Origin of the sequence: Flavobacterium pallidum (assembly GCF_003097535.1) — a bacterium.
In the GTDB taxonomy this organism is placed as follows: Bacteria; Bacteroidota; Bacteroidia; order Flavobacteriales; family Flavobacteriaceae; genus Flavobacterium; species Flavobacterium pallidum.
The window spans coordinates 2,734,955-2,758,327 of record NZ_CP029187.1 but is presented as its reverse complement, the minus strand read 5'-3'; the positions used below and the strand labels follow the sequence as shown (position 1 = coordinate 2,758,327).

Below are 23,373 nucleotides of genomic sequence, written 5' to 3'. Positions count from 1 at the left end.
ATGAAGATAACAGTGATTGGCGGTGGCCCCGGCGGATTGTACTTTTCGATCTTAACCAAAAAAGCATTGCCTGACGCACAGATTGATGTGTATGAACGGAACAAATCTGACGACAGTTTCGGTTTTGGTGTGGTTTTTTCTGATGAAACGCTGAGTGAATTCCTGACCCGTGACCCAAAATCATACGATTTAATCCGAAGCAAGTTTGCTTACTGGGATGACCTCGACGTAGCCCGTAATGGTGAAGTCGTGCGCATTACAGGCAACGGTTTCTGCGGCTGCTCCCGTAAAACCTTATTGCAATTACTGCAGCAGCGTTGCCTTGAAGAAGGCATTAACCTGCATTTCGAGGCCAATGTCGATGATCTTTCCGCTTTTGCAGATTCTGATTATATCGTGGCCGCAGATGGCATCAACAGTCAGGTCCGCGATCAGTATGCGGCAGATTTCGGCACCGAAATTGAGATGAAGAAAAACAAATTCGTATGGCTGGGTTCTACACGCCCACTTGATGCGTTCACGTACTTCTTCCGCTCCACCCCTTACGGTAGTTTCGTTGCGCATACTTATCAATACGAACAAGGCATGAGTACATGGATTTTCGAGTGTACGCCTGAAACCTGGGAGAAAGCCGGCTTCGATACGTTTGATGAAGCCTCTACCATCAGCAAAATCTCTGAAATTTTCAAGGAAGAATTACAAGGCCACGGATTGATTTCGAATAAATCTTTCTGGCGGCAATTTCCTGCAGTCACCAATAAGCATTGGTCCAAAGATAATATTGTGCTATTAGGTGATGCTAAGGCCACAGCGCATTATTCCATCGGTTCCGGAACAAAACTGGCGATGGAATGTGCCATTTCGCTTTCGGATGCTATTGTTGAATTTGGCACCGATAAGCAACAGGCCTTCGCCAGATATGAGCAGCTGCGCCGCAACCGTGTGGAGATGATCCAGCACGCCGCAAACGTATCGCTGGATTGGTTCGAAAACATGGACCGCCACATGAAACACGATTTCATGCAGTTTGCTTTTGGCGTGATGACACGCGCAAAGAAAGTCACGTTCGAGAACCTGGCCATACGCGATAATTCCTTTACGAAAAAAGTCCTACAAGGCTTTCATTCCAATAAGGAAAACGACAATATCCCTGCTGCCTTTACCCCTTTCCAATTGCGCAATATGGAGCTTTCGAACCGCATTGTGATGTCGCCAATGGGGCAATACAGCGCAAAAGACGGTTTGGTTTCCGATTGGCATCTCGTGCATTATGGCGCACGTGCGATTGGTGGCATCGGATTAATCCTGACCGAAATGACCGCCGTTTCAACAACCGGACGTATTACTCCAGGTTGCACAGGCATATGGTCTGAAGAACAAATGGTTGCATGGAAGAAAGTTACTGATTTTGTTCACGATAACAGCAGTACTAAGATTGGTATGCAGATTGGACATTCAGGACGCAAAGGCAGTGTCAATGTTCCTTCAATAGGGAATAATATTCCGTTGGAAAATGGCTGGGAATTAATATCTGCTTCACCAATCGCTTTTGCTGAACATATGGCTGTTCCGAAGGAAATCGATGCCTCAGATATGGAAATTGTGATTTCAGAATTCACCCGCGCCGCCATCAACGCTGACAAAGCCGGTTTTGATATGATTGAATTACAGGCACACCATGGATTCCTGTTGGCATCATTCCTTTCCCCGTTGACAAATACACGGAAAGACCACTTTGGCGGAAGCCTTGAAAACAGGCTGCGCTTTCCTTTGCAGGTATTTCATTCCATGCGGAAGGCGTTTAATGAAGACAAACCAATGTCAGTGCGTATTTCTGCTTCAGATTGGGCAGGCAACGGGATTACTATCGAAGAGATTATTTCCATCAGTATGGCATTTAAGGAAGCCGGCGCCGATGTCATCAATGTTTCCACAGGAAATACGGTCAGCGACCAAAAGCCGCAGGTAGGACGTATGTGGCAGACACCATTTTCAGATACGGTCCGCAATACGGTTCATATCCCAACGATCACCACCGGATTCATCCAGGACATCGACCAGATCAATACGATATTGTTAAACGGCCGTGCCGATTTGGTGGCTTTGGGAAGGCCATTGTTGCTGGATCCTAATTTCGTACGCCATGCACAAGCTTATGAAAATTTCCGCCCGGATGACATCCCGAAGCAATACATCGCTGGAACTTCCCACCTTTATCCTTTGCATGCTTCGGAAAGGAAAGAAAAGGAAGGTATGAGAAAAGCCCTGAAACCGGAAAGCCATAAGAGAATTAAAAATTGAAACTAACAATTAAAAATGAAGCACTATCAGGATAATTTTGCACATGAACATTTACCGGATGAATCACTTCGCCCGGATATTATTCTGGGTCATCCGGACTTTCAATTTAATGGAAGCTTAAATTGTGTAGACAAATTACTTGACGACCACATCAGGGAAGGCCGTGGAAATACCGTTGCCATCCGCACTTTTGAAACCACCTGGACCTATCAGGATTTATATGATAAATCGAATCAGATTGCGCATGTACTGACCGACGAACTTGGTTTTGTTTCAGGCAATCGCGTACTGATCCGTGCTGCAAACAATCCGATGTTTGTTGCGGTTTGGTTTGCTGTCTTAAAAGCAGGCGGCATTGTCGTCGCCACGATGCCACTGCTTCGCGAAAAAGAATTGACAGTAATGATTGACAGCGCAGAGATTTCGCATGCTTTCTGTGATTACCGACTGGAAGAGGAAATGGCTTTGGTCAAATCATCGTTCCTCAAACAAATGATCACGTTTGACGGTTCCGAAACCCACATGTCAAAACTGGAAACGCTGATGCACAACAAGCCTAAAACGTTCCAGAATTACCATACCATGGCGGATTCTTTGGCATTGATCGGGTTTACTTCCGGAACAACAGGAAAGCCGAAAATGACCTCGCATTTCCACCGCGATATCTTACTGATTTGTGAAGCTTTCCCAAAATATTCATTACAGCCAAAACCGGAAGACATCTTCACCGGAAGCCCGCCTTTAGGCTTTACTTTCGGTTTGGGTGGATTGGTATTATTCCCGTTTTATTTCGGTGCCTCAACATTTTTGATTGAAAAACCGACACCTGAATTGTTGCTGAAAGCCATTTCGGATCATAAAGTCAGTATTTGTTTTACAGCACCTACGGCCTGGCGAGTGATTACGACACTGGTTAAAGATTATAATATTGCATCGCTCCGAAAATGTGTTTCAGCCGGGGAAACCTTGCCATTGAAGGTCTGGGAAGATTGGTATGACGCGACCGGGCTTAAAATTATCGATGGCATCGGTTCAACCGAAATCCTGCATATTTTCATTTCCTCAAATGAGGAGAACATGCGGAAAGGCGCAACAGGGCTTCCTGTTCGTGGTTACGAAGCTAAAATCATTGACGGCAAAGGAAACGAAATGCCCGTCAATGAACCCGGAAGATTGGCCGTACGCGGCATTACCGGATGCAAATATTTGAATTCGCCCGATAAGCAGCAGGAATACGTCGAAAACAAATGGAATATTACGGGTGACATTTTCCGTCAGGATGAGGACGGCTACTTCTGGTTTGTGGCGCGTGGCGATGATATGATCATCTCATCAGGCTACAACATCGCTGCCATAGAAGTCGAAAGTGTGCTCTTATGCCATGATGATATTGCAGAATGTGCTGTTGTCGGTTTACCAAATGAAGAACGCGGCATGCTGGTTTGCGCTTATATTGTCCTGAAAAGTCAGGCTGATGCCAATGATGATAAGGTGAAAGAAATTCAGGAATGGTTTAAGAAAGCTGCCGCACCATATAAATATCCGCGTGAAATCCATTTTGTCGACGCTTTACCAAAAACCGAAACCGGAAAAATCCAGCGGTTCAAATTGAAAACCACCGCTAGATAACTGAATGGCATGAGAAGAGTATTCGTAATTACCAGCATTACCGTCCTTGCACTTTCCGGCATTTTAATTTATGTCAACTGGAAATTTGCTTTCGGCCTGTTCATCATTCTCCCATTAATTGCGTTGGGCGTTTTCGATATGTTCCAGTCCAAAAGAACCATCAGGAGGAATTTTCCATTGGTTGGACGCTTGCGGTACCTGCTCGAATCTATCGGACCCGAACTGCGGCAGTATTTCGTTGAAACAGATACTGAAGGGCGGCCGTTTACGCGTTTGCAGCGCAGCCTGGTGTACCAACGAAGCAAAAAAGAAACGGATTCGCATCCTTTCGGGACCCAACTCAACGTGTATGATGAAGGCTACCAATGGATCAACCACAGCATCAAGGCCATTGCTTTTTCCAATATAGACCAAAATCCAAAAGTGCGTATCGGCTCTTCACAGTGCAGTAAGCCTTATATGGCAAGCCTGTTCAATATCAGCGCGATGAGTTATGGCTCTTTGAGCAAAAACGCCATCCTGGCCTTGAATTCCGGCGCCAGGCAAGGTGGTTTTTACCACAATACCGGAGAAGGCGGACTGTCACCTTACCATCTTCAGGAAGGCGGTGATGTCGTTTGGAATATCGGCACGGGCTATTTCAGTTGCCGTGACGAATACGGGAATTTCTCCCGGGAACATTTCACCGAACGCGCACAATATGAGCATGTCAAAATGATTGAGATTAAGTTCTCACAAGGTGCCAAGCCCGGTCACGGGGGCATTCTTCCTAAGGAAAAAGTCACCGACGAAATTGCAGCGATACGCCTCGTCAAAAAAGGTGGCGATATTATCTCACCTCCAAAACATTCCGCTTTTAAAACGCCTTTGGAACTCATGGATTTTATTAAAGTCCTCAGGGAAGCTTCCGGTGGGAAACCGATCGGGATGAAATTGTGTATCGGAAATAAATCTGAATTCATTTCCATTTGTAAAGCCATGGTCGAAACTAAAACCTATTTTGATTTCATCACAGTCGATGGCGGTGAAGGCGGTACAGGCGCTGCCCCGATTGAATATTCGGACCACGTAGGCATGCCTTTGCGGGACGCATTGGCCTTTGTATACGATTGCCTCGTCGGGTTTGATCTTAAACATGAGATAAAAATCATAGCCAGCGGAAAAGTGGTCAGCGGCTTTGACATTATCAGGGCACTTTCGATGGGAGCCGACTTGTGCAACTCGGCACGCGGGATGATGTTTGCACTCGGTTGCATCCAGGCATTGGAATGCCATGCTAACACCTGCCCTACCGGCGTAGCCACGCAGGATCCGGCACTGACAAAAGGTTTGGTCCCTGAGCAAAAAAGCATCCGCGTGGCAAGATACCAGCATGAAACCGTCAAAGCGGCTATGGAACTGATGGCCTCTGCCGGAATTGAGCACCCCGACGATGTAGGACGTGACCTGGTAAGCATGCGGATTGATAAAATTAACATCCAGACCTTCGCCGAGTTGTTTCCGGAACCAAAAAAGGGCTCATTATTGCAATCCGAAACCGTGCCGGACAAATTATTTTATGCCTGGAAAAAGGCAAGCCCACAAAGTTTTTAAAATACTTTACCATGAAATTTACCAAAAAAGAAACCATACGCTTTAAACACGTCGATTATGCCGGAATCGTTTTTTATCCAAGATTTCTGGAAATGCTGAATGATTTGGTTGAAGATTGGTTTGAAGAAGCACTTCACAGGCCATTTTCAGCAATGCACGAACATGGAAAAGGCATCCCGACGGTGGGCCTGAAAGTACAATTTAAAAAACCGGCACGCATTGGGGATGTTTTGACCAAGTCGCTTTGGGTCGTCAATCTCGGCGGCGCTTCGATACAATGCGGTTTTAAATTCGAGGATGAAGGCGGAAAAACCTGCCTTGAAGGCGAAGTAACGTTGGTAAATGTGGGTTTAAACAAAGAAAGCAACAACATTAAAGCCGAAACTTTTTCAGAAGAAACCAAAGCTAAAATCTTTAATTTTATTCAACACTAATTTCAAATTGCGAATTATGGATTACGCCCGAAATTCATGATTCATGATTCATAATTCATAATTCCTCATTATAATGGATTTCCCAAAATTTAAAGCCGCAACGGTACAAACATCTCCTGTTTTCTTAAACGTAGAGAAAACGATAGACAAAGCCATCTCATTGATTAGTGAAGCTGCTGCCAATGGTGCAAAACTGATTGCTTTCCCTGAAGTGTTTGTGGCCGGTTATCCCTATTGGAACTGGATCATGACACCTGTACACGGCAGTGCCTGGTATGAAAAACTATACCGCAATTCCGTTGCCGCTGATGGTCCTGAAATGACAAGGATTTTCAATGCCGCCAGGGAATACAACATTCAGATCGTTATCGGAATGAATGAGCGCGGCGACAGTTATGGCGAAATTTACAATACCAACCTCATTATCGACAGCAACGGGAACTTAATCGGGAAACACCGGAAACTGGTTCCCACCTGGGCCGAAAAACTGACGTGGACATCCGGCGACGGTTCGTCCTTAAAAGTATATAAGACTGAAATCGGCCCGATCGGGACATTGGCCTGTGGCGAAAACACCAATACTTTAGCGCGTTTCACACTTTTGTCACAAGGCGAGCTGATTCACATTGCCAATTACATTTCATTGCCGGTAGCACCGCCGGATTATAATATGGCCGAAGCGATTAAAATCCGTGCCGCGGCCCATTCATTTGAAGGGAAATTATTTACGATTGTTTCCTGCTCCACGATTTCACAGGAAATTATGGATGCGATGAAAGCCGACGTTCCGGATGCTGAGGAATTATTGACACGTAAAAACTCCGCGTTCTCAGGATTCATCGGTCCAAACGGTGCCGTTATCGGGGAACCGCTGATTGATGAAGAAGGTATCGTTTACGCAGAAATTGATTTGGCAAAATGTATTCAGCCAAAGCAAATGCACGATATACTAGGCCATTACAACCGCTTTGATATTTTCGATTTGCGCGTTAATGTGACGCCGAGAAAAAATATTACTTTTATAGACAACAACGAAGATTTTTTCGGAAGATAACTTTCGACTTTAAGCTTTCAACTTTAGACTGAAATAAATGGAAGAAAAACACAACGATGACGTCATAGGCCGCGCGCGGGTACGGGACACACCCGAGCTTGAAGCGTATTATGACGAACTTAAGAACCTCGGTGCAGGCGCACTCTGGACCGTAGCCAATGACATCGAGCCATGGGAACCGCGTCCTTCCTCGGTCCCGATGCTTTGGAAATATGACGACTTGCGCGAACTCGTACTCAAATCTTCAGAATTGGTTACGCCAGAGCAAGCGGGAAGACGTGTAGTTTATTTGGTTAATGATAAACGCCGTGACGTTTCCGCGGCTGTCGGTTGGTTGTATACAGGAATCCAGGTGACACGCCCCGGCGAAAGCACTTCGGCGCACCGCCACAAAGCCTCAGCATTGCGTTTCATCATGGAAGGCGAAGGCGGTTATACGGTCGTTGACGGAAACAAAATTACATTTGAAGTCAATGATTTTGTCATCACGCCCAATTCTACCTGGCACGAACACGGTGTAGCCGCTGATGGAAAGACCTGTGTTTGGCAGGATGGTCTGGATATTCCGCTGGTAAATGCTTTGGAAGCCAATGATTACGCTGTTTTTGACGGCAAGCAACCTTTGGATTTCCCGGTAAACCAATCGCCTTTGTCTTATAACGCTCCGGGATTTATTCCTGCCGATAAGGTTTGGGATAAGCCGTATTCCCCGCTATTCAAATATTCATGGAAGCAGGTCTACCCTGCCCTGCTTGAAGCCGCTAAAGTGAATGACGGCAGCCCTTTTGATGGCATCCTGATGCATTACACCAATCCGCTTAACGGTGGCCATGTGATGCAGACCATGGGCGCTTCAATGCAATTGTTGCGTGCTGGCGAGCATACCAAAGCCCACAAACACACGGGTTCTTTTGTATACCAATGCGCCAAAGGTAAAGGATATTCCATCATTGGCGGTAAAAGGTATGACTGGAAGGAACGCGATATTTTCTGCGTGCCTTCATGGGTGTATCATGAGCATGTGAATGCTTCTGAAACCGAAGATGCGTGCCTGTTTTCATTTCATGATTTGCCTGTAATTGAAAAACTCGGATTGTATCAGGAAAAAGCTTATCAGGAAAATGATGGCCATCAACTCTTAAACGACTAATATGGATAAAACTTTATTCAACCTGATTAAGGCTTTCGGATTGGCAATCATTTTTATTGTGATGGGATTTTACCTGATACAGAAAGAAGACCGGCTCGCAAAGATTATCGGTTATGCGAATATCATCTTCTGGAGCGGATTATTGCTGTTGGCCTTTGGCAAACTTATTTACGACAATTATAAAAAAAACAAAAACGCTGCATGAAACTACTGACCTACCTTCATAACGAGGGGCAAAAACTCGGAATACAAATCAATGATACTGTTGTCGATGTGGAAACACTCGGATTTAAGTCTAACGAAACATTTCCCGCCACTATGCTTGAACTGATAGACGCAGGCACGGAGATGGTTTCCAAGCTGCAACACACGCTGGACAACGCCAATGAAAATGTGATTGCCGCCTGCTCGCTGCCTTTATCAAAAGTGACGTTGCTTGCTCCAATTCCGAAGCCGAGAAAAAACATCATCGGGATTGGGTTAAATTATACGGAACATGTTGCGGAAAGCGCAAGAACACTAGATACGTCAAACGAATTGCCGCAACAGCCGGTTATTTTTTCAAAACCACCTACTTCCGTAACGGCTACAAATACAGAAATCCTGCACAATACCAAATTGACACAGCAATTGGATTGGGAAGTGGAATTGGCCGTAATTATCGGAAAGAAAGGAAAATACGTACCGAAATCCGAAGCGATGGATTATGTATTCGGATATACGGTGATCAACGATATCAGTGCGCGTGACTGCCGTCGTGCCGGGCAATGGATCGTTTCCAAAGGGCAGGATACTTTTGCACCGATGGGCCCGGTTTTAGTAACCAAGGATGAAATTGAAGATCCGCACAACCTGAATCTGTCGTTGACATTGAATGGTATTGAAAAGCAAAGTTCGAATACGAAATTCATGCTTTTCAATATCAATGACCTCATTGCCGATTTGAGTACGGTGTTTACATTGGAGCCTGGAGACATTATCGCTACGGGAACTCCGGCCGGTGTAGGCGCAGGAAGAAATCCGCAGGAATGGATGTGGGATGGTGATGTGGTCGAAGCTACGGTGGAAGGGATCGGGACGATTTCAAACACGATTAAGGAGGTCAAACTTTAAATGGACAGTGGACCGCGCGAGGGATCGAAGCAAGCTACCGTGTAGCGCGTAGAGCCCGACCCGCAGGGGCGCGCCCAAATATAAAATCAAATGAAAAAATACAGAATAGGACAAATCGTACCGTCATCGAATGTGACGATGGAGACTGAAATCCCGGCGATTTTCAGGGCGCGTGAAACGATATTACCGGAACGCTTTACTTTTCATTCGAGTCGGATGCGGATGAAAAAAGTCACCAAGGAAGAACTCGAGGCAATGGATGCGATGAGTCTGAAATGCGCTCAGGAACTGTCTGACGCGCATGTTGATGTCATGGGATATGCCTGCCTTGTGGCGATTATGAGCATGGGGCGCGGTTACCATTGCGTTTCTGAAGTGAACCTGCATCAGGAAACGGTGGCGAACGATTTCCCTACCCCGATTGTGACGAGTGCCGGCGCTTTAATCAACGGTTTAAAAGCTTTAGGTGCTAAGAAAGTGTCGATCATAACGCCCTATATGCGTCCGTTGACGGATATGGTCGTAGATTACATCGAGCACCAGGGGTTTGAAGTCGTGGATTCGATCGCGCTTGAAATTCCGGATAATCTGGAGGTTGCAGCCCAGGATCCAATGAATTTACTGGAGATTTACAAAAGGCTGAATATTGAAGGTGTTGATGTCATCGTTGCTTCAGCATGCGTGCAGATGCCATCTCTGGAAGCCATTGACCTTATTGAACAGGCAACGGGAATTCCGGTTACCTCTGCGGCGGTGTGCACTACTTACGAAATGATGAAGAAATTGGGCATTGATGCTGTAGCCCCTATTGGCGGCAGGTTATTGAGTGGAAACTACTAAAATTTCAATTCCTTAAAATTCCAAATTCCAACGGTTTTCACGTCGGGATTTGGAATTTTTTATTTGAATTTCCTGCACAGTTTGTTTAAACATAATCTTTTCTTAAAACCCTGTAAACGTTAGTTACAACGATTTAGTGAACTTTGTATTCCAGATAAACCAACTAAATCTTGAAACCATGGAAGCAATTTACACCTCAATTGACAATCACGAAGATGACCACGTGAATAACATTATCCTGATGAATTCAATCGATTCTGATGATGATGCCGAAGATTACGATTTCGATTACGATCCTAACGATATGTATTACGAATTGTCAGGGAGGTAACCGACCTGATGTTCAAAATACAGGAGCCTGCTCATTTTATGGGCAGGCTTTTTTGTTTCGTAAAATCCTGTAACATTTATAAAAAACTGCGTAACAATTCATTACAGATGAAATGTAATTTTAGGTAAACTTAAAATTTCAATATCATGCCATCTTTAAATAACAACAACAATTACGGAAAAGGCAACCACAGGCCTAACCACGACGGACAGAAAAATTATGCCCATTCAAATCAAAAAAATCCTGACAACGTCCGGAATGCCACGCGTGACCATGAATATCGCGATAATGAAGAGCTGACCAATGATGCGAATTTCGAACCCGGAAATAGTGCAGAAATGGATTTTCGGGATAAAAATGAAAATGTAGACAAGCACGAGGAATAAAAAAATCAATAACCTAAAACCAAAACATTATGAACGGACTTTTCAAAGGATTAATAGCAGGTTACAGCGCCAAGAAATTAGGTGGCGGCTGTTTCGGGATGATTATTGTTTTCATCATTGTGTATTACCTGCTCGGATATTTTTAAAATAAATAAGCTATGGAAAAGGATTTTAAGTACCACAACGCGAATCCCGAAAAAGATCCTCAATTGCAAAATCACAAAGGCAATGACGATCTGGATTCTAAAGTAAATACTGATTTCAAAAGCAAAGGGCATATGAAATCACAGACGGATGATGAGGATCCCGATACAGATCCCAATGAAATACCTGATAAGGCACCTTTCAGGCGTGACGAATAAATTTAATTCTACTATTATGGAATCGACATACAACACTTTCAAAAACTGGGACGATATCGATTGTGAAGGATATCTCTTTGATAAGGATATTGAACGGCAAATTGATGATCCCGGATTAAATCAGGATGATGCATCGCGTAAAAGTCAGCAGGAATTTGATGATTCCGATGATTTCCACAAATATGATGATACTGATGAAGATGCTTCTGAAACGGATGATGAAGTTTCCAATTCAGGTAAATATGACGGAAATATCGGTATTTAACGGCTTTCAAAATATTCGAAAGCATCAATAATATCAAGGTAAACACCATCAAAACTGGCATCTAGGATCTTTTTTAAATAAGAATTATCATTCCCATAAATGATCTGCTGCCAATCCGCATTCCAATATTTTACTTTATAATTACCCGGCCAGTCCGGGTTTTCTGCTGTAAGCCAATCCGGTTTATCTGAAAGCCAGCTATTTTGCCAGTAATAACGGTAGTCTTCCGCTTCTCCGATCGACATGTAGCAGATTACGATTCGTTTCCCGCCATTCGCCTTTTCCTTTAATTGCTGAATTTCAGCTGCGGTGAAAGCTGTACCATCATTGAAATACAGATCCATGATCACAGCATCATAATTTGTAGCCTTCACAGCATTGATGAAATCCCCTTTTGAATTAAAGTTTTCAGCGTTGATTAAATACAGAAAATTTTTCGCTTGTGACAACTGCCCCACATCAGCCGCATTTTCATGGAATACCGGATAGCCGGGAATTACATTTAAATTCCTTTCAATGGCAGCAAATGAGATGTAACCATTCGTATTATTCTTTGTATAGGAATTCCCCATTTTAGATGGTGTCGAGCAATAATCGATCGCTAAAACGGTATTTCCCGCAGCTTTCGAAACGTCAAGATACGATTTAAAGTAAATTGTTGCAGCCGAAGGCGTTTCGATATTATCGGCATCATAACCATAAAGAAAATCTTCCTGGCCGTTGCCATCAATCGCATTTAAATAAGCCGCTGCAGGATTTCCCGTCGCTTCGCCGTCTTCAGTGACAAGTTCGATACCGTTTTGGGGAATAATGGCAAAATTGGGGTTTTCCGCTTTCGCATATTGGCTGATGCCGATAACGAAGTCCCGCATTTCCTGTTTGTAATCATATTCGGGAACAGAATCTGTGTGTGAATCGTCACAGGAAATCAAAAGGATTGCGGCGAAGAAAAGTATTTTTTTCATTTTAGTTATTTACAAAATGGTGGCCATGCTAAAATAAACACATAATGATACATTTTTATTACATTAGCCAAAAATAAATCTACAAAATGAAAAAATTGATACTTCTTATATTGCTGGCGCTTCCTCTCGCCGGCAAGGCACAAAACCCGAATGATATCGTAGACCGGATTACCATGATCCAGTTTATCGTGGACAACCCGAATGGACAGCTTGTTTACCGCCAGACAAAAAACTGGGTTACTGATTTCCTGGATTTTAATGACACACAGGCAGGCATTATGGATAAATTATTCAATTCGCAATATATTGATATCGCCGTAGCTTATAAAGCTTATGCCGAAGACCGTTCTCCTGTAAAGTTGGCAACGCTTATCGATGTCACGGTAAAGCAGGAATTCTATTTCCGGAGGTTATTGACAGAAAAGCAGCTTGAGGCATACAAAAACCGTTTCGTTGAAGCGGCTCAAAATCCTGAAGATGCTAAAAACAAAGCTTTGCTGGCACTTTTCTTTTCAGATGAAATGCTGACGCAGTATAGCGAAAAGGAATAATTTTCGATTTAATAAGCCAGTAATTCCTTTAACGACGCTTCAAATCTTCCTTTCGAAAGATATTGATCTTCCAAAGCCTTTGTAAACGGAATCGGGCTGTCAAGGCTGGACACGCGTTTTACCGGACCGTCAAGGTATTCAAAACAGTTTTCCATAATCATCGCCGAAATATCGCTGGCAACACCACCAAACATGGAATCTTCCTGGAGGAGGATGACTTTTCCTGTTTTCTTCGCTGAGGCAAATATCGCTTCGGTATCCAATGGCTGTAATGTCCTTAAGTCGAGCAGGTCGGCAGAAATTTCAGGATTATTTTTCAATGTTTCCAAAGCCCAGTGCACTCCGGCCCCGAACGAAATGATGGTTACGTCTTTTCCCTCATTCAGCAATGCCGCTTTCCCAAAAGGCAAAGTGTAATAATCCGAAGGAACATCCTGGTAAACGCTTCTGTACAATTGCTTGTGCTCAAAAAACATCACCGGGTTTGGATCGTTGATGGCCGTATTCAACAATCCTTTTGCATCATAGGGAAACGCTGGATAAACGACTTTTAATCCAGGTGTTTTTGTAAACCATGCTTCATTGGTCTGAGAATGGAATGGCCCAGCCTGAGTTCCGCCGCCACAAGGCATACGAACGACTACATCGGCATTCTCAAGCCAGCGGTAGTGTGATTTTGCCAAAAGATTTACAATTGGATTAAAGCCTGTTGATACGAAATCAGCGAATTGCATTTCCACAATCGCCTTGTAACCATTGATCGACAATCCCATCCCTGCCGAAACGACTGCGCTTTCGCAGATCGGTGTATTGATCACGCGCTCTTTCCCGAACTGGGACACAAATCCGTCCGTAATCTTGAATGCACCGCCATATTCTGCAATATCCTGCCCCATGATTACGGAATTTGGATGGCGCTCCATCGATTGCTTTAAACCTTGGGAAATGGCATCAATCAAACGAATATTTTCAATTTTATCAGAAGGCGTAACTTCTTCATATTGAAAAGGTTTGTAAACATCATTTAACTCTTCTTCGTATGAAGCGATAATCTCAGGCTCCTGCTGTACCAACGTCCAGTTTTCATCAATTTCAGCTTTAATGGCTGCTCTGATTTCTTCGTCTTTTTCAGCAGAAAGGACTCCTGAATCAGTAAGGAATTTTTTGTAATTGTCGACCGGATCTTTAATAGCCCACATATCCATCAGTTCCTGAGGGACATATTTCGTGCCACTTGCCTCTTCATGCCCGCGCATCCTGAACGTCTTGAATTCGAGTAAAACCGGTTTCGGATTCGCAACCATTTCCGCTTTCAGTTCGGATAATTTATTATAAACCTCGAGGATGTTATTACCATCAATAATATGGCTTTCCATTCCGTAACCTATGCCTTTGTCAGCCAGGTTTTCACAACGATACTGCTCGTTCGTAGGTGTTGAAAGTCCGTAGCCGTTATTCTCAATCACAAACATTACCGGCAATTCCCAAACTGATGCGATGTTCAGTGCTTCATGGAAATCACCTTCACTTGTAGCACCTTCCCCGGTGAATACTGCGGTAATCTTGCCGTTTTTCTTTAATTTATTGGCCAAAGCAATACCATCGGCCACACCCAACTGCGGACCCAAATGCGAAATCATCCCAACGATATTAAACTCCTGCGTACCGAAATGAAAACTACGGTCGCGGCCTTTCGTAAAGCCATTCGCCTTGCCTTGCCATTGGGAAAACAATCGGTGCAACGGAATATCGCGTCCTGTAAAAACACCAAGATTCCTGTGCATCGGCAGGATGTATTCGTCTTTATCCAGCACTGCCGTTATGCCGCAGGCGATCGCTTCCTGCCCGATTCCGGAAAACCATTTCGATACTTTCCCCTGACGGATCAGGATCAGCATTTTTTCTTCAATTAGGCGGGGCTTGAGGATTCTTTTATAAAGATCGATTAACGTATCGTCGGTGAGGCTTTTTCTGTCGAAATTCATTTTGAAAAGTCATTTTTTTGATGCCCCAAAAGTAGAAAAAAATAACAGCTTTACGATTGTTTGTTATAAATTATAATCAGAAGCAAATGCAGGGATCCGACAATAAAATACCTGCTTTTGAATTTTTAATCATGTTTAAAACCGGAGTGCAATACCGGCCTGCGACATGCCTGCCACTACACGCCACTCCGGTTTGAAAGCGTAAGTGCGGTTTTCACTGTAAGCAGAGATGGCCTCTTTTACATTTTTCCTGCCACTGACTTTCAATGGGATTGAAATCAATGCGGAAGCAATCCCAATAACGAGTGGTGCAGGCGATCCCTTGGCTTTGACATTCCCGTCCTGATCGACTTCATCTGAACTACTGAGGTTAATGATGGCACCGCCTACAAACATCCCGATTCCGAAACCAAGAGTAAAATTGCCCCACCATGCCGTTTTCTTTCCTCGATTATACGCATCTAATGCATAGGCGTTTTGTGCCAAAAGTGTCCTGATTTCTTCAGGTGTAAGCTTTTTGCCATTTTTCCGGATGTTTTCGATGTTCTTAAATTGTAACGCCTCGACCAACGGTGGCGATGGGGTATGCTCTGGTGCAACCGAAATTTGCGGTGTGAATTTCGGTTCCTCTTTAGCTTGTGCTTTTTGATAAATAATTACGCCATTTTCATCGATAATGGTTTTCACCGCAGTTAAGAAATATTCAAAGTCACTTTTGGTGTCCAGATTAGTGAATTTCACCTTGTCATCGATAAATTTCAAATCTGTGAATTCCATATTTTGTCCGGTAATTAATGTAATATTTCCTTTCGGGATTTTTGAATCTTGTGCCGTAACTATGAAACAACTCAAAAGGAAAATTGAGACCAGGATAATGTTCTTCATATCATAATGTTTTTGGATACTTACAAATCTAATTTTTTTGATGGAAAGAAATATTGAGATTGCGGATTGTTAATAAAAATTAAAATATTTTTTATGAAATATTCTTTACATTTGTGTTTGTAAGGCTTCAGGGTTTACAAAGTTATTAACAAACATTTTTTCTTTATGCAAAACATCCCTAGTGTGGACTTGCGTGATTTCCTTTCGGGCGACCCGGAACGCAAACAAAAATTTGTAAATGAAATCGGAAAAGCCTACGAAGATATTGGCTTCGTAGCACTTAAAGGTCATTTTTTAGATGACAAACTGGTAAGCGAATTGTATGGCGAAGTCCGTAATTTTTTCAGCCTGCCTGTAGAAACCAAAGAAAAATATGAAATTCCCGGAATCGGCGGCCAGAGAGGTTATGTCTCTTTTGGAAAAGAGCATGCTAAAGGCCGTTCTGCAGGAGATTTAAAGGAATTCTGGCATTTCGGACAATATGTAGATAAAGATTCCAAATATGCCCAGGAATATCCGGAAAATGTGGAAGTGGCGGAGCTTCCCAAGTTTAACGAAGTAGGCAAAGAAGCATACCAGATGCTTGAAAAAACAGGTATTTATGTACTTCGCGCTCTGGCATTATACCTCGGCCTTGACGAGTTCTACTTCGACAATTACATCAAGAACGGCAACAGCATCCTGCGCCCAATCCACTATCCACCCATTACTGATGAACCTGCAGATGGTGCCGTACGTGCCGCAGCACATGGCGATATCAACCTGATTACACTCCTGATGGGTGCACAGGGCAAAGGCCTTCAGGTGCAAAACCACGATGGGGAATGGATCGATGCGATTGCCGAACCGGACGAACTGGTCATCAACGTAGGCGACATGCTTTCACGCCATACCAATAACAGGTTGAAGTCGACCATACACCAGGTGGTAAATCCGCCAAGGGAATTGTGGGGAACGTCACGCTTCTCTATTCCGTTTTTCATGCATCCGATCAGTGAGATGAAACTCGATGTACTGGACAAAACCATCGACGCAGACCACCCGAAATTATACGATGATATCACTGCAGGCGAATTCCTGTATGAGCGACTTGTTGATTTGGGATTAATCAAAAAGTAAAAAATCAAATTCCAAAATACAAATTCCAAATTCCAGAATACATATGGAATTTGGGATTTGTTTTTTTTAGTATTAAAAAGAATGGATTTACACGAACAACTTAAAAAATTATTCCCGGACCACGAGCCGCTACCTGAAGAAAAACTTCCGGAGCTTCCACACGAACTTCACATCCAGCAGGAACCCATGATTTGCAAATATGAAAAGCGAAAGGGAAAACCAACGACGATCATAGAAGGCTACTCCGGTTCTGAAGAAGATTTTAAAATTCTTGCAAAAGAACTTAAGACCAAACTCAGCGTCGGTGGCACATTTAAAGACAATGCCATTATTATACAGGGCGATTACCGCGATAAGATTATGGATGTCCTAAAAATGAAAGGCTTTAAGGTAAAACGTGTCGGCGGGTAATCAATTGATAATTAATAATTAATGGGAAGCTATGAGTCTTTTGACTTTCGACTTTCAACTTTCAACAAAATGATAAAATCTTCAGAACTTATACTTAATCCGGACGGCAGTGTCTATCACTTAAACCTGAAGCCGGAACAGATTGCCAACGACATCATTTTTGTAGGCGATCAAAACCGTGTCGAAAAAATCACGCAGTTTTTCAGCCATATCGAATTTTCGCAGCAAAAACGTGAATTCAAGACCCAGACCGGACTTTTCAAAGGGAAAAGAATTACCGTAATGTCCACCGGAATCGGGCCCGATAATATCGATATCGTCCTGAATGAACTCGACGCGTTAGTCAATATCGACCTTGAAACCCGCAAACCTAAAGAATCACTTACGTCATTAAATATCATCCGCATCGGCACTTCCGGATCATTGCAGGCCGACATTCCTGTCGACAGTTTTGTAATGTCCAAATACGGCCTCGGACTCGACAACATGCTCCGCTCCTACTTAATTGACAAGGTTTCAAATCCCGCACTCGAAGATGCATTCATGCTGCACACGAATTGGGACATCAAAAAAGGCCGCCCATATGTCATTCCGTGTTCCGAAAAACTCGAAAAAATGATTGAAAGCGACCGCATGCATAAAGGAATCACAGCCACCGCAGGAGGATTTTACGGACCGCAAGGGAGGATTTTACGCCTTGACATCCAGGACAACGAACTCAATTCCAAAATGGACAATTTCAATTTCAATGAAAACCGAATTACCAATCTGGAAATGGAGACTGCCGCGATTTACGGGCTTTCAGCGCTGCTCGGCCACAATGCTTTATCACTCAACGCCATTATCGCAAACCGCGCTTCGGGGACTTTCAGTGACGATCCGTATAAAGCCGTCGATGAACTTATTGCCTATACATTGGATAAAATCGCTTTAGCAAAATAATTTTCAGGAGCTATTTCCCGCTTTCCGATGCAATCTTTGCTTCGTAAACTCCGCAAAGGATTTCCTCTACAATCGGGGCTAGGCGCACAAACCATGAAAGAAACCATTACCGAACTTGAAGTACTATCGTCTCATGGCGAAAGTTATTTGCGCTCCGACGTTAACAGCCGAGCGCATTAGAATGAAAACAGTAATTTTTAAGCCCAGAGATTCAACATCATCATTTCTCCTTTAAAAATAAAATCATGACTACCATAAAAATAGCCGGTGTACCGGAACATTTCAATTTACCGTGGCAACTTTGCCTTGAAAATAAAGAATTTGAAGCTGCCAATATTGATCTGCAATGGACAAACGTTCCTGAAGGCACCGGAAAAATGTGCCAGATGCTTCGCCACGGCGAAACCGACATCGCCGTCATCCTCACTGAAGGTATTGTTAAGGATATCGTAGCTGGCAATCCCTCCAAAATTGTGCAGGTTTATGTTGAAACGCCATTAATCTGGGGGATTCATGTTGCATCAAATTCTGATTATCAGCAATTATCTGACCTTGAAAATACAAAGGCGGCCATTTCCAGAGTGGGTTCCGGTTCGCAATTAATGGCTTATGTGAATGCCGAAAACCAAAACTGGAACACTCAAAAATTGCAGTTTGAAATCGTGAATACCATTGATGGCGCAGTAGATTCACTCACTAACGGTACTGCCGATTATTTCATGTGGGAGCGTTTCATGACAAAACCCCTGGTTGATAAAGGCCTCTTCCGCCGCATTGCCGACTGCCCCACGCCATGGCCCTGTTTTGTAATTGCAGTTCGTAATGAAGTGCTTGAAAGAGAATCAGGTTCTATAAAAAAAATACTTGAAATAATAAATGCTAAAACACGTTTATTCAAAGCGATAAAACATATTGAAATCCGTTTGGCAAATGATTTTAATCAAAAGGAAGAAGACATTATTTCCTGGCTTTCGCTTACGGAATGGTCGCAAAAAAATCCAACTGAAGATATGTTAAACAAAGTCCAAAATCAACTGTTGCGCCTGTCTCTTATCGAGAAAAAAAGTACTTTTGCTGAAATAGTCAAAGCCCTGTAACAGCAACAAATCCAAATGTGGAAACTTTCCAATATTAAAGCGATTATCCAGAAGCTCCGGGTCAAAAAGCCCTGGGACGATATAATCATTTTTATATTGAACATCCTGATTGCAATTCCGGTTTTTATAATCATTCATCAAAACCTTGTCGATCCGGAATGGCCGTTTGAAATTGACCGCATCCTGCTTTTTATTGCCATAGTCGTTTTACTGCAATTACTGTTACGGCTGTTGCGCAGGGTGATCATCATCTGTATTGCTGCTTATTTGTTTTTTTTATTGTTCAACAGCATTTTTGGGAATTTTGGTTTTTGGTCGGTTGCAGAAGATTATAACGCCATGCTTTATAATATGTCCGAAGATCCCAACCCGCAGGACATTATCATTGCCAAGCTGTTGCCGTTCCCCAACAAATCCAAAATCCTGGACGCGATCGATTATGACAATCCCGATGTGCGTAATTTTGCATTGATGGCTACTACAAAGCATTTCCGCAACATCAATAAATATAAGGAATACCGCACCACCGTGCAGTGCTTCGCCGTATTTAAGGAAATTAAAAAGCGGTGGAACTATGTAAATGATCCGCGCGGCAGGGAATACATCGCGCGGGCCAGTGAAACCGTACAGCATTTTTCAGGGGATTGTGACGACCATTCGATTTTGATGGCAGCCTGCATCCGCGCCATCGGTGGTGTGCCGAGGATTATCAGTACCGATGCGCATTTGTATCCGGAAATGCTGATTGGCACGCAAAAAGACTTTGAAGCCATTAATTACATAATCAAAGAAGTGCTGTTTAAGGAAGAAAGCAAGGGTAAAACCGTTCATTATCACATCGATGAACACGGGCAGATCTGGCTAAACCTTGATTATACGGCTACCTATCCGGGTGGGCCGTTCATGTCGGAGGAAATACTTGGAGCGCTGACGCTGTATTAATTATGAATTAGGAATAACAAATTACGAATGATGATGCGCATCCCGTAATTCTTAATTTGAAATTCACTATTTACCACTTAATTTCAGGAAGTTGTTTTGATTCCAAAAATAAATTTGTTTTGCTGAAGTGCCTGTTCCCAAACCAATGTCCTTTATTGGCGCTTAATGGCGATGGATGCCCGGATTCCAAGACATAGTGTTTGCTCCTGTCGATTTTAGCCCCTTTCTTTTTAGCGAAACCGCCCCAAAGCAAAAAAACCACATGCTCCTTCCTGTCAGAAAGTTCCTGGATCACTGCATCAGTAAACGTTTCCCATCCATGTCCCTGATGGCTGGCAGCTTCTCCCATTCTGACGGTCAGGGTAGCATTTAAAAGCAGTACGCCTTGTTTCGCCCAACGCTCAAGATTGCCCGATGGTGGAATAGGCAAACCCAAATCAGTATTAATTTCGCGAAAAATATTGATCAGTGAAGGCGGAAACGGAATCCCGTCATGAACAGAAAAACACAAACCGTTCGCCTGTTTCGGGCCGTGGTACGGATCCTGCCCGATAATCACTACTTTAACTTCATTAAATGCACAATTGTTAAACGCATTGAATATTTCGGGTCCGGGAGGATAACAGGTGTTTGCCTTATATTCTGCACTTACGAAGTCAGTTAACGCTTTAAAATAAGGCTTGTCGAATTCTGCCGACAATACTGCTTTCCACGAAGGTTCAATTTTAATATTCATGCGCTTTTTTATACAAAAATAACGATTCCCACATGTAAAACCTTACTGCCTGGTTTATAAAATGGCATAATATTTGAGTAAATTTGCAATACAAAATTCGCTTTGAATACATGATCTCTATTACAGAAAAAACGCTGCAGGATTTGCAGTTCACCACCATACTCGAAACCATTTCCGCGATGTGCAATACCGATATCGGTAAGGAGAAAGCGCTTGGTATCACCCCTTTTAAAGATAAGGAAACACTGATGGAAGCTTTGTTGCAGGCATCAGAATATGTTTCTTCTTTCCAAAACAATAATGCCATTCCCAACCATGGATTCGATGCGGTGGGCCATGAAATAAAATTCCTCGCTATTGAAAATAGTGTGCTCGAGGCCGGAAGTTTCCGCAAGATTGCATCATTGTCTGAAACTGTGAACATTTTGCTGCAATACTTCAGGAAGTTTGACGATTATTATCCCAATTTAAATATCAAGGCAGCCGGGATTGAACTGACAAAGGAAATCGTCAGTAAGATTGATACCATTGTAGACAAATATGGTGAAATCAAAGACAATGCGTCCCCTGAATTGCAAAATATCCGTCGTGAAATGAATACCGTTCGCGGAAAAGTCAACCAAAGTTTCGGCATCGCACTCACACAATATTCCGGCTTGGGATATCTGGATGATATCAAGGAAAGTTTTGTACAGAACAGGCGTGTGTTGGCAGTTTTGGCGATGTACCGCAGGAAAGTCAAAGGTTCCATCCTGGGCAGTTCCAAAACCGGAAGCATCGCTTACATCGAACCCGAAGCCACCTTGAAATATTCGCGTGAGCTCAGCAACCTCGAATACGAAGAAAAAGAGGAAATCATGCGCATTTTAAAGCAACTGAGCAATGAAATCCGTATCCATTTGCCCTTGATCATACAATACCAGGATTTCCTGGGCGACATTGATGTGATTGCTGCCAAAGCGAAATATGCTGTACGGATCAATGGTATTTTGCCTCAAATTACTGATGAAAAGCGTTTGTACTTCCGCGATGCTTACCATCCGATTTTATATCTTACGAATAAACAAAAAAACGAACCAACGTTCCCGCAGACCATTGAACTGAAGCAGGACAAACGCATTATTGTCATCTCAGGACCCAATGCCGGGGGAAAGACCATTTCTTTAAAAACCGTGGGGCTACTGCAACTGATGCTGCAATCCGGAATGCTGATACCGGTACATGAGCGGAGCGAAACCTTCTTGTTTGACCGGATTTTGACTGATATCGGCGACAACCAATCGATTGAAAATCATCTGAGTACTTATAGTTACAGGCTCAAGAACATGAATTATTTCCTAAAAAAGTGCAATAAGAAAACATTGTTCCTGATCGATGAATTCGGGACGGGATCCGATCCTGAACTGGGCGGTGCATTGGCAGAAATTTTCCTTGAAGAATTTTACCATCGGGAGGCGTTTGGTATCATTACGACACATTATTCGAACCTGAAGATATTGGCAAACGAGCTGCCTTATGCCATGAATGCGAACATGCTCTTTGATGAAAAGTCCCTGGAACCGATGTACAAACTGGTTTTGGGCCAGGCAGGAAGTTCGTTTACATTTGAAGTGGCGCAGAAAAACGGCATCCCTTTCGGGCTGATCAACCGTGCGAAGAAGAAAATTGAAGTTGGCAAAGTACGCTTCGATAAAACCATTGCTACCTTGCAAAAGGAACGTTCAAAACTGGAAAAAACCTCGAATACACTTAAAGAAGAAGAAACCAGAGCGCGGGAGGAAAGCCAGAAAATGCAGCATATCAATAGCCGCATCCAGCAAAAACTCGAAAGCTACCAGGAATTGTATGACAGCAACCAAAAGCTGATTTATATGGGGCAAAAGGTGGATGAAATGGCCGATAAGTACGTGAACAACAAAGATAAGAAAGCCATTATAGGAGAATTTCTGAAATTAATTGAAATTGAAAGTTCCAAACGAAAAAAAGCTACTGTAAAAGAGCAAAAAGCCAAAGAAGTCCAGCAAAAACAGATCATAAAAGAAGTCGAAGTCAAAGTCGAGGAAATCCGCAAGGAAAAGAAAGAAAAAAAAATCAAGGCGGCGCAGGTTGTTGAAAAACCCAAACCGGTACTCAAAGTCGGAGACCGCGTCCGCATGCTCGACGGGCGCTCCGTCGGGTCCATCGATAAGATTGAGAAGAATAAAGCGGTGGTAAATTATGGGCTATTTACTTCAACGGTAAGCCTGGAATCATTGGAATTTGTCGAAGCGAAGAAATAGTAT

At 43.3% G+C, this 23,373-nt stretch carries 24 protein-coding genes; 20 read left to right on the top strand and 4 right to left on the bottom strand.

The features are described from left to right. The 13 genes from HYN49_RS11405 to HYN49_RS11350 all read left to right on the top strand — a co-directional run bounded on the left by HYN49_RS11405 (window position 1) and on the right by HYN49_RS11350 (window position 11,458). Entirely contained in the window at window positions 1-2,301 is a 2,301-nt protein-coding gene (locus HYN49_RS11405) for an oxidoreductase (RefSeq protein ID WP_108904238.1), read from the top strand. A gap of 15 nt (window positions 2,302-2,316) precedes the next feature. Next, on the top strand, window positions 2,317-3,930 hold the full coding sequence (locus HYN49_RS11400) for an AMP-binding protein (protein ID WP_108904237.1): 1,614 nt from the start codon (window positions 2,317-2,319) through the stop codon (window positions 3,928-3,930). A 9-nt stretch (window positions 3,931-3,939) separates the two neighbouring features. Then, window positions 3,940-5,523, top strand: a complete 1,584-nt coding sequence (locus HYN49_RS11395; RefSeq protein ID WP_108904236.1) for an FMN-binding glutamate synthase family protein — start codon at window positions 3,940-3,942, stop codon at window positions 5,521-5,523. Between the two features lie 11 nt (window positions 5,524-5,534). Then, window positions 5,535-5,957 (top strand): acyl-CoA thioesterase, encoded by a 423-nt coding sequence (locus tag HYN49_RS11390; protein WP_108904235.1) that lies wholly within the window; start codon window positions 5,535-5,537, stop codon window positions 5,955-5,957. A 73-nt stretch (window positions 5,958-6,030) separates the two neighbouring features. After that, window positions 6,031-7,011: a carbon-nitrogen hydrolase family protein gene (locus tag HYN49_RS11385; protein WP_219928747.1), complete on the top strand. Its 981-nt coding sequence runs from the start codon at window positions 6,031-6,033 to the stop codon at window positions 7,009-7,011. Window positions 7,012-7,048: 37 nt separating this feature from the next. Further along, entirely contained in the window at window positions 7,049-8,161 is a 1,113-nt protein-coding gene (locus HYN49_RS11380) for a cupin domain-containing protein (protein ID WP_108904233.1), read from the top strand. A gap of 1 nt (window position 8,162) precedes the next feature. Further along, the gene (locus HYN49_RS11375) at window positions 8,163-8,366 is read left to right on the top strand and encodes a hypothetical protein (RefSeq protein ID WP_108904232.1); all 204 of its coding nucleotides are present in this window, start codon (window positions 8,163-8,165) and stop codon (window positions 8,364-8,366) included. Then, window positions 8,363-9,274: a fumarylacetoacetate hydrolase family protein gene (locus tag HYN49_RS11370; RefSeq protein WP_108904231.1), complete on the top strand. Its 912-nt coding sequence runs from the start codon at window positions 8,363-8,365 to the stop codon at window positions 9,272-9,274. Before HYN49_RS11375 ends, HYN49_RS11370 begins: the two co-directional genes overlap by 4 nt. Window positions 9,275-9,364: 90 nt before the next feature. Continuing rightward, entirely contained in the window at window positions 9,365-10,114 is a 750-nt protein-coding gene (locus HYN49_RS11365; RefSeq protein WP_108904230.1) for a maleate cis-trans isomerase family protein, read from the top strand. 178 nt (window positions 10,115-10,292) lie between these two features. Beyond that, a complete protein-coding gene (locus HYN49_RS15170) occupies window positions 10,293-10,445 on the top strand; it encodes a hypothetical protein (protein WP_181368950.1) in 153 nt (50 codons plus the stop codon). 146 nt (window positions 10,446-10,591) lie between these two features. Then, the gene (locus tag HYN49_RS11360; RefSeq protein ID WP_108904229.1) at window positions 10,592-10,831 is read left to right on the top strand and encodes a hypothetical protein; all 240 of its coding nucleotides are present in this window, start codon (window positions 10,592-10,594) and stop codon (window positions 10,829-10,831) included. Window positions 10,832-10,989: 158 nt separating this feature from the next. Beyond that, on the top strand, window positions 10,990-11,193 hold the full coding sequence (locus HYN49_RS11355; protein WP_108904228.1) for a hypothetical protein: 204 nt from the start codon (window positions 10,990-10,992) through the stop codon (window positions 11,191-11,193). Further along, window positions 11,153-11,458: a hypothetical protein gene (locus HYN49_RS11350; protein WP_181368949.1), complete on the top strand. Its 306-nt coding sequence runs from the start codon at window positions 11,153-11,155 to the stop codon at window positions 11,456-11,458. The genes HYN49_RS11355 and HYN49_RS11350 overlap by 41 nt, the downstream gene beginning before the upstream one ends. Here the strand turns inward: HYN49_RS11350 and HYN49_RS11345 are convergent. Continuing rightward, on the bottom strand, window positions 11,455-12,423 hold the full coding sequence (locus HYN49_RS11345) for an endo alpha-1,4 polygalactosaminidase (RefSeq protein ID WP_108904226.1): 969 nt from the start codon (window positions 12,421-12,423) through the stop codon (window positions 11,455-11,457). The genes HYN49_RS11350 and HYN49_RS11345 overlap by 4 nt on opposite strands. 86 nt (window positions 12,424-12,509) lie before the next feature. On the opposite strand from HYN49_RS11345, the gene HYN49_RS11340 reads away from it, so the two are divergent. Beyond that, window positions 12,510-12,974: a hypothetical protein gene (locus HYN49_RS11340; protein ID WP_108904225.1), complete on the top strand. Its 465-nt coding sequence runs from the start codon at window positions 12,510-12,512 to the stop codon at window positions 12,972-12,974. An 8-nt stretch (window positions 12,975-12,982) separates the two neighbouring features. Here the strand turns inward: HYN49_RS11340 and HYN49_RS11335 are convergent, their stop codons facing one another. Together HYN49_RS11335 and HYN49_RS11330 are read right to left on the bottom strand one after the other, a co-directional pair. Beyond that, window positions 12,983-14,959, bottom strand: a complete 1,977-nt coding sequence (locus HYN49_RS11335) for an alpha-ketoacid dehydrogenase subunit alpha/beta (protein WP_108904224.1) — start codon at window positions 14,957-14,959, stop codon at window positions 12,983-12,985. Between the two features lie 135 nt (window positions 14,960-15,094). Beyond that, window positions 15,095-15,844 carry a hypothetical protein gene (locus HYN49_RS11330; RefSeq protein WP_108904223.1) on the bottom strand — a complete coding sequence of 250 codons (750 nt, stop codon included), beginning with the start codon at window positions 15,842-15,844 and terminating at the stop codon, window positions 15,095-15,097. A gap of 165 nt (window positions 15,845-16,009) precedes the next feature. On the opposite strand from HYN49_RS11330, the gene HYN49_RS11325 reads away from it, so the two are divergent. The 5 genes from HYN49_RS11325 (at window position 16,010) to HYN49_RS11305 (ending at window position 20,355) form a co-directional block, all read left to right on the top strand. Continuing rightward, a complete protein-coding gene (locus HYN49_RS11325) occupies window positions 16,010-16,963 on the top strand; it encodes an isopenicillin N synthase family dioxygenase (protein ID WP_108904222.1) in 954 nt (317 codons plus the stop codon). A gap of 81 nt (window positions 16,964-17,044) precedes the next feature. Beyond that, complete coding sequence (locus tag HYN49_RS11320; protein WP_108904221.1) at window positions 17,045-17,374, top strand: translation initiation factor; 330 nt, start codon at window positions 17,045-17,047, stop codon at window positions 17,372-17,374. 69 nt (window positions 17,375-17,443) lie between these two features. Further along, window positions 17,444-18,316, top strand: coding sequence for a nucleoside phosphorylase (locus HYN49_RS11315; RefSeq protein ID WP_108904220.1), 873 nt, complete (start codon window positions 17,444-17,446; stop codon window positions 18,314-18,316). 245 nt (window positions 18,317-18,561) lie between these two features. Further along, window positions 18,562-19,413 carry a substrate-binding domain-containing protein gene (locus HYN49_RS11310; RefSeq protein WP_108904219.1) on the top strand — a complete coding sequence of 284 codons (852 nt, stop codon included), beginning with the start codon at window positions 18,562-18,564 and terminating at the stop codon, window positions 19,411-19,413. Window positions 19,414-19,428: 15 nt separating this feature from the next. Continuing rightward, window positions 19,429-20,355, top strand: coding sequence for a transglutaminase domain-containing protein (locus HYN49_RS11305; RefSeq protein WP_108904218.1), 927 nt, complete (start codon window positions 19,429-19,431; stop codon window positions 20,353-20,355). A gap of 70 nt (window positions 20,356-20,425) precedes the next feature. Here HYN49_RS11305 and ung read toward each other — a convergent pair whose 3' ends face one another. Beyond that, window positions 20,426-21,091, bottom strand: coding sequence for a uracil-DNA glycosylase (gene ung / locus HYN49_RS11300; RefSeq protein ID WP_108904217.1), 666 nt, complete (start codon window positions 21,089-21,091; stop codon window positions 20,426-20,428). Window positions 21,092-21,201: 110 nt separating this feature from the next. Here ung and HYN49_RS11295 point away from each other — a divergent pair, with 110 nt between their 5' ends. Next, window positions 21,202-23,370, top strand: a complete 2,169-nt coding sequence (locus HYN49_RS11295; protein WP_108904216.1) for an endonuclease MutS2 — start codon at window positions 21,202-21,204, stop codon at window positions 23,368-23,370. The last annotated feature ends 3 nt before the right edge of the window (window positions 23,371-23,373 follow it).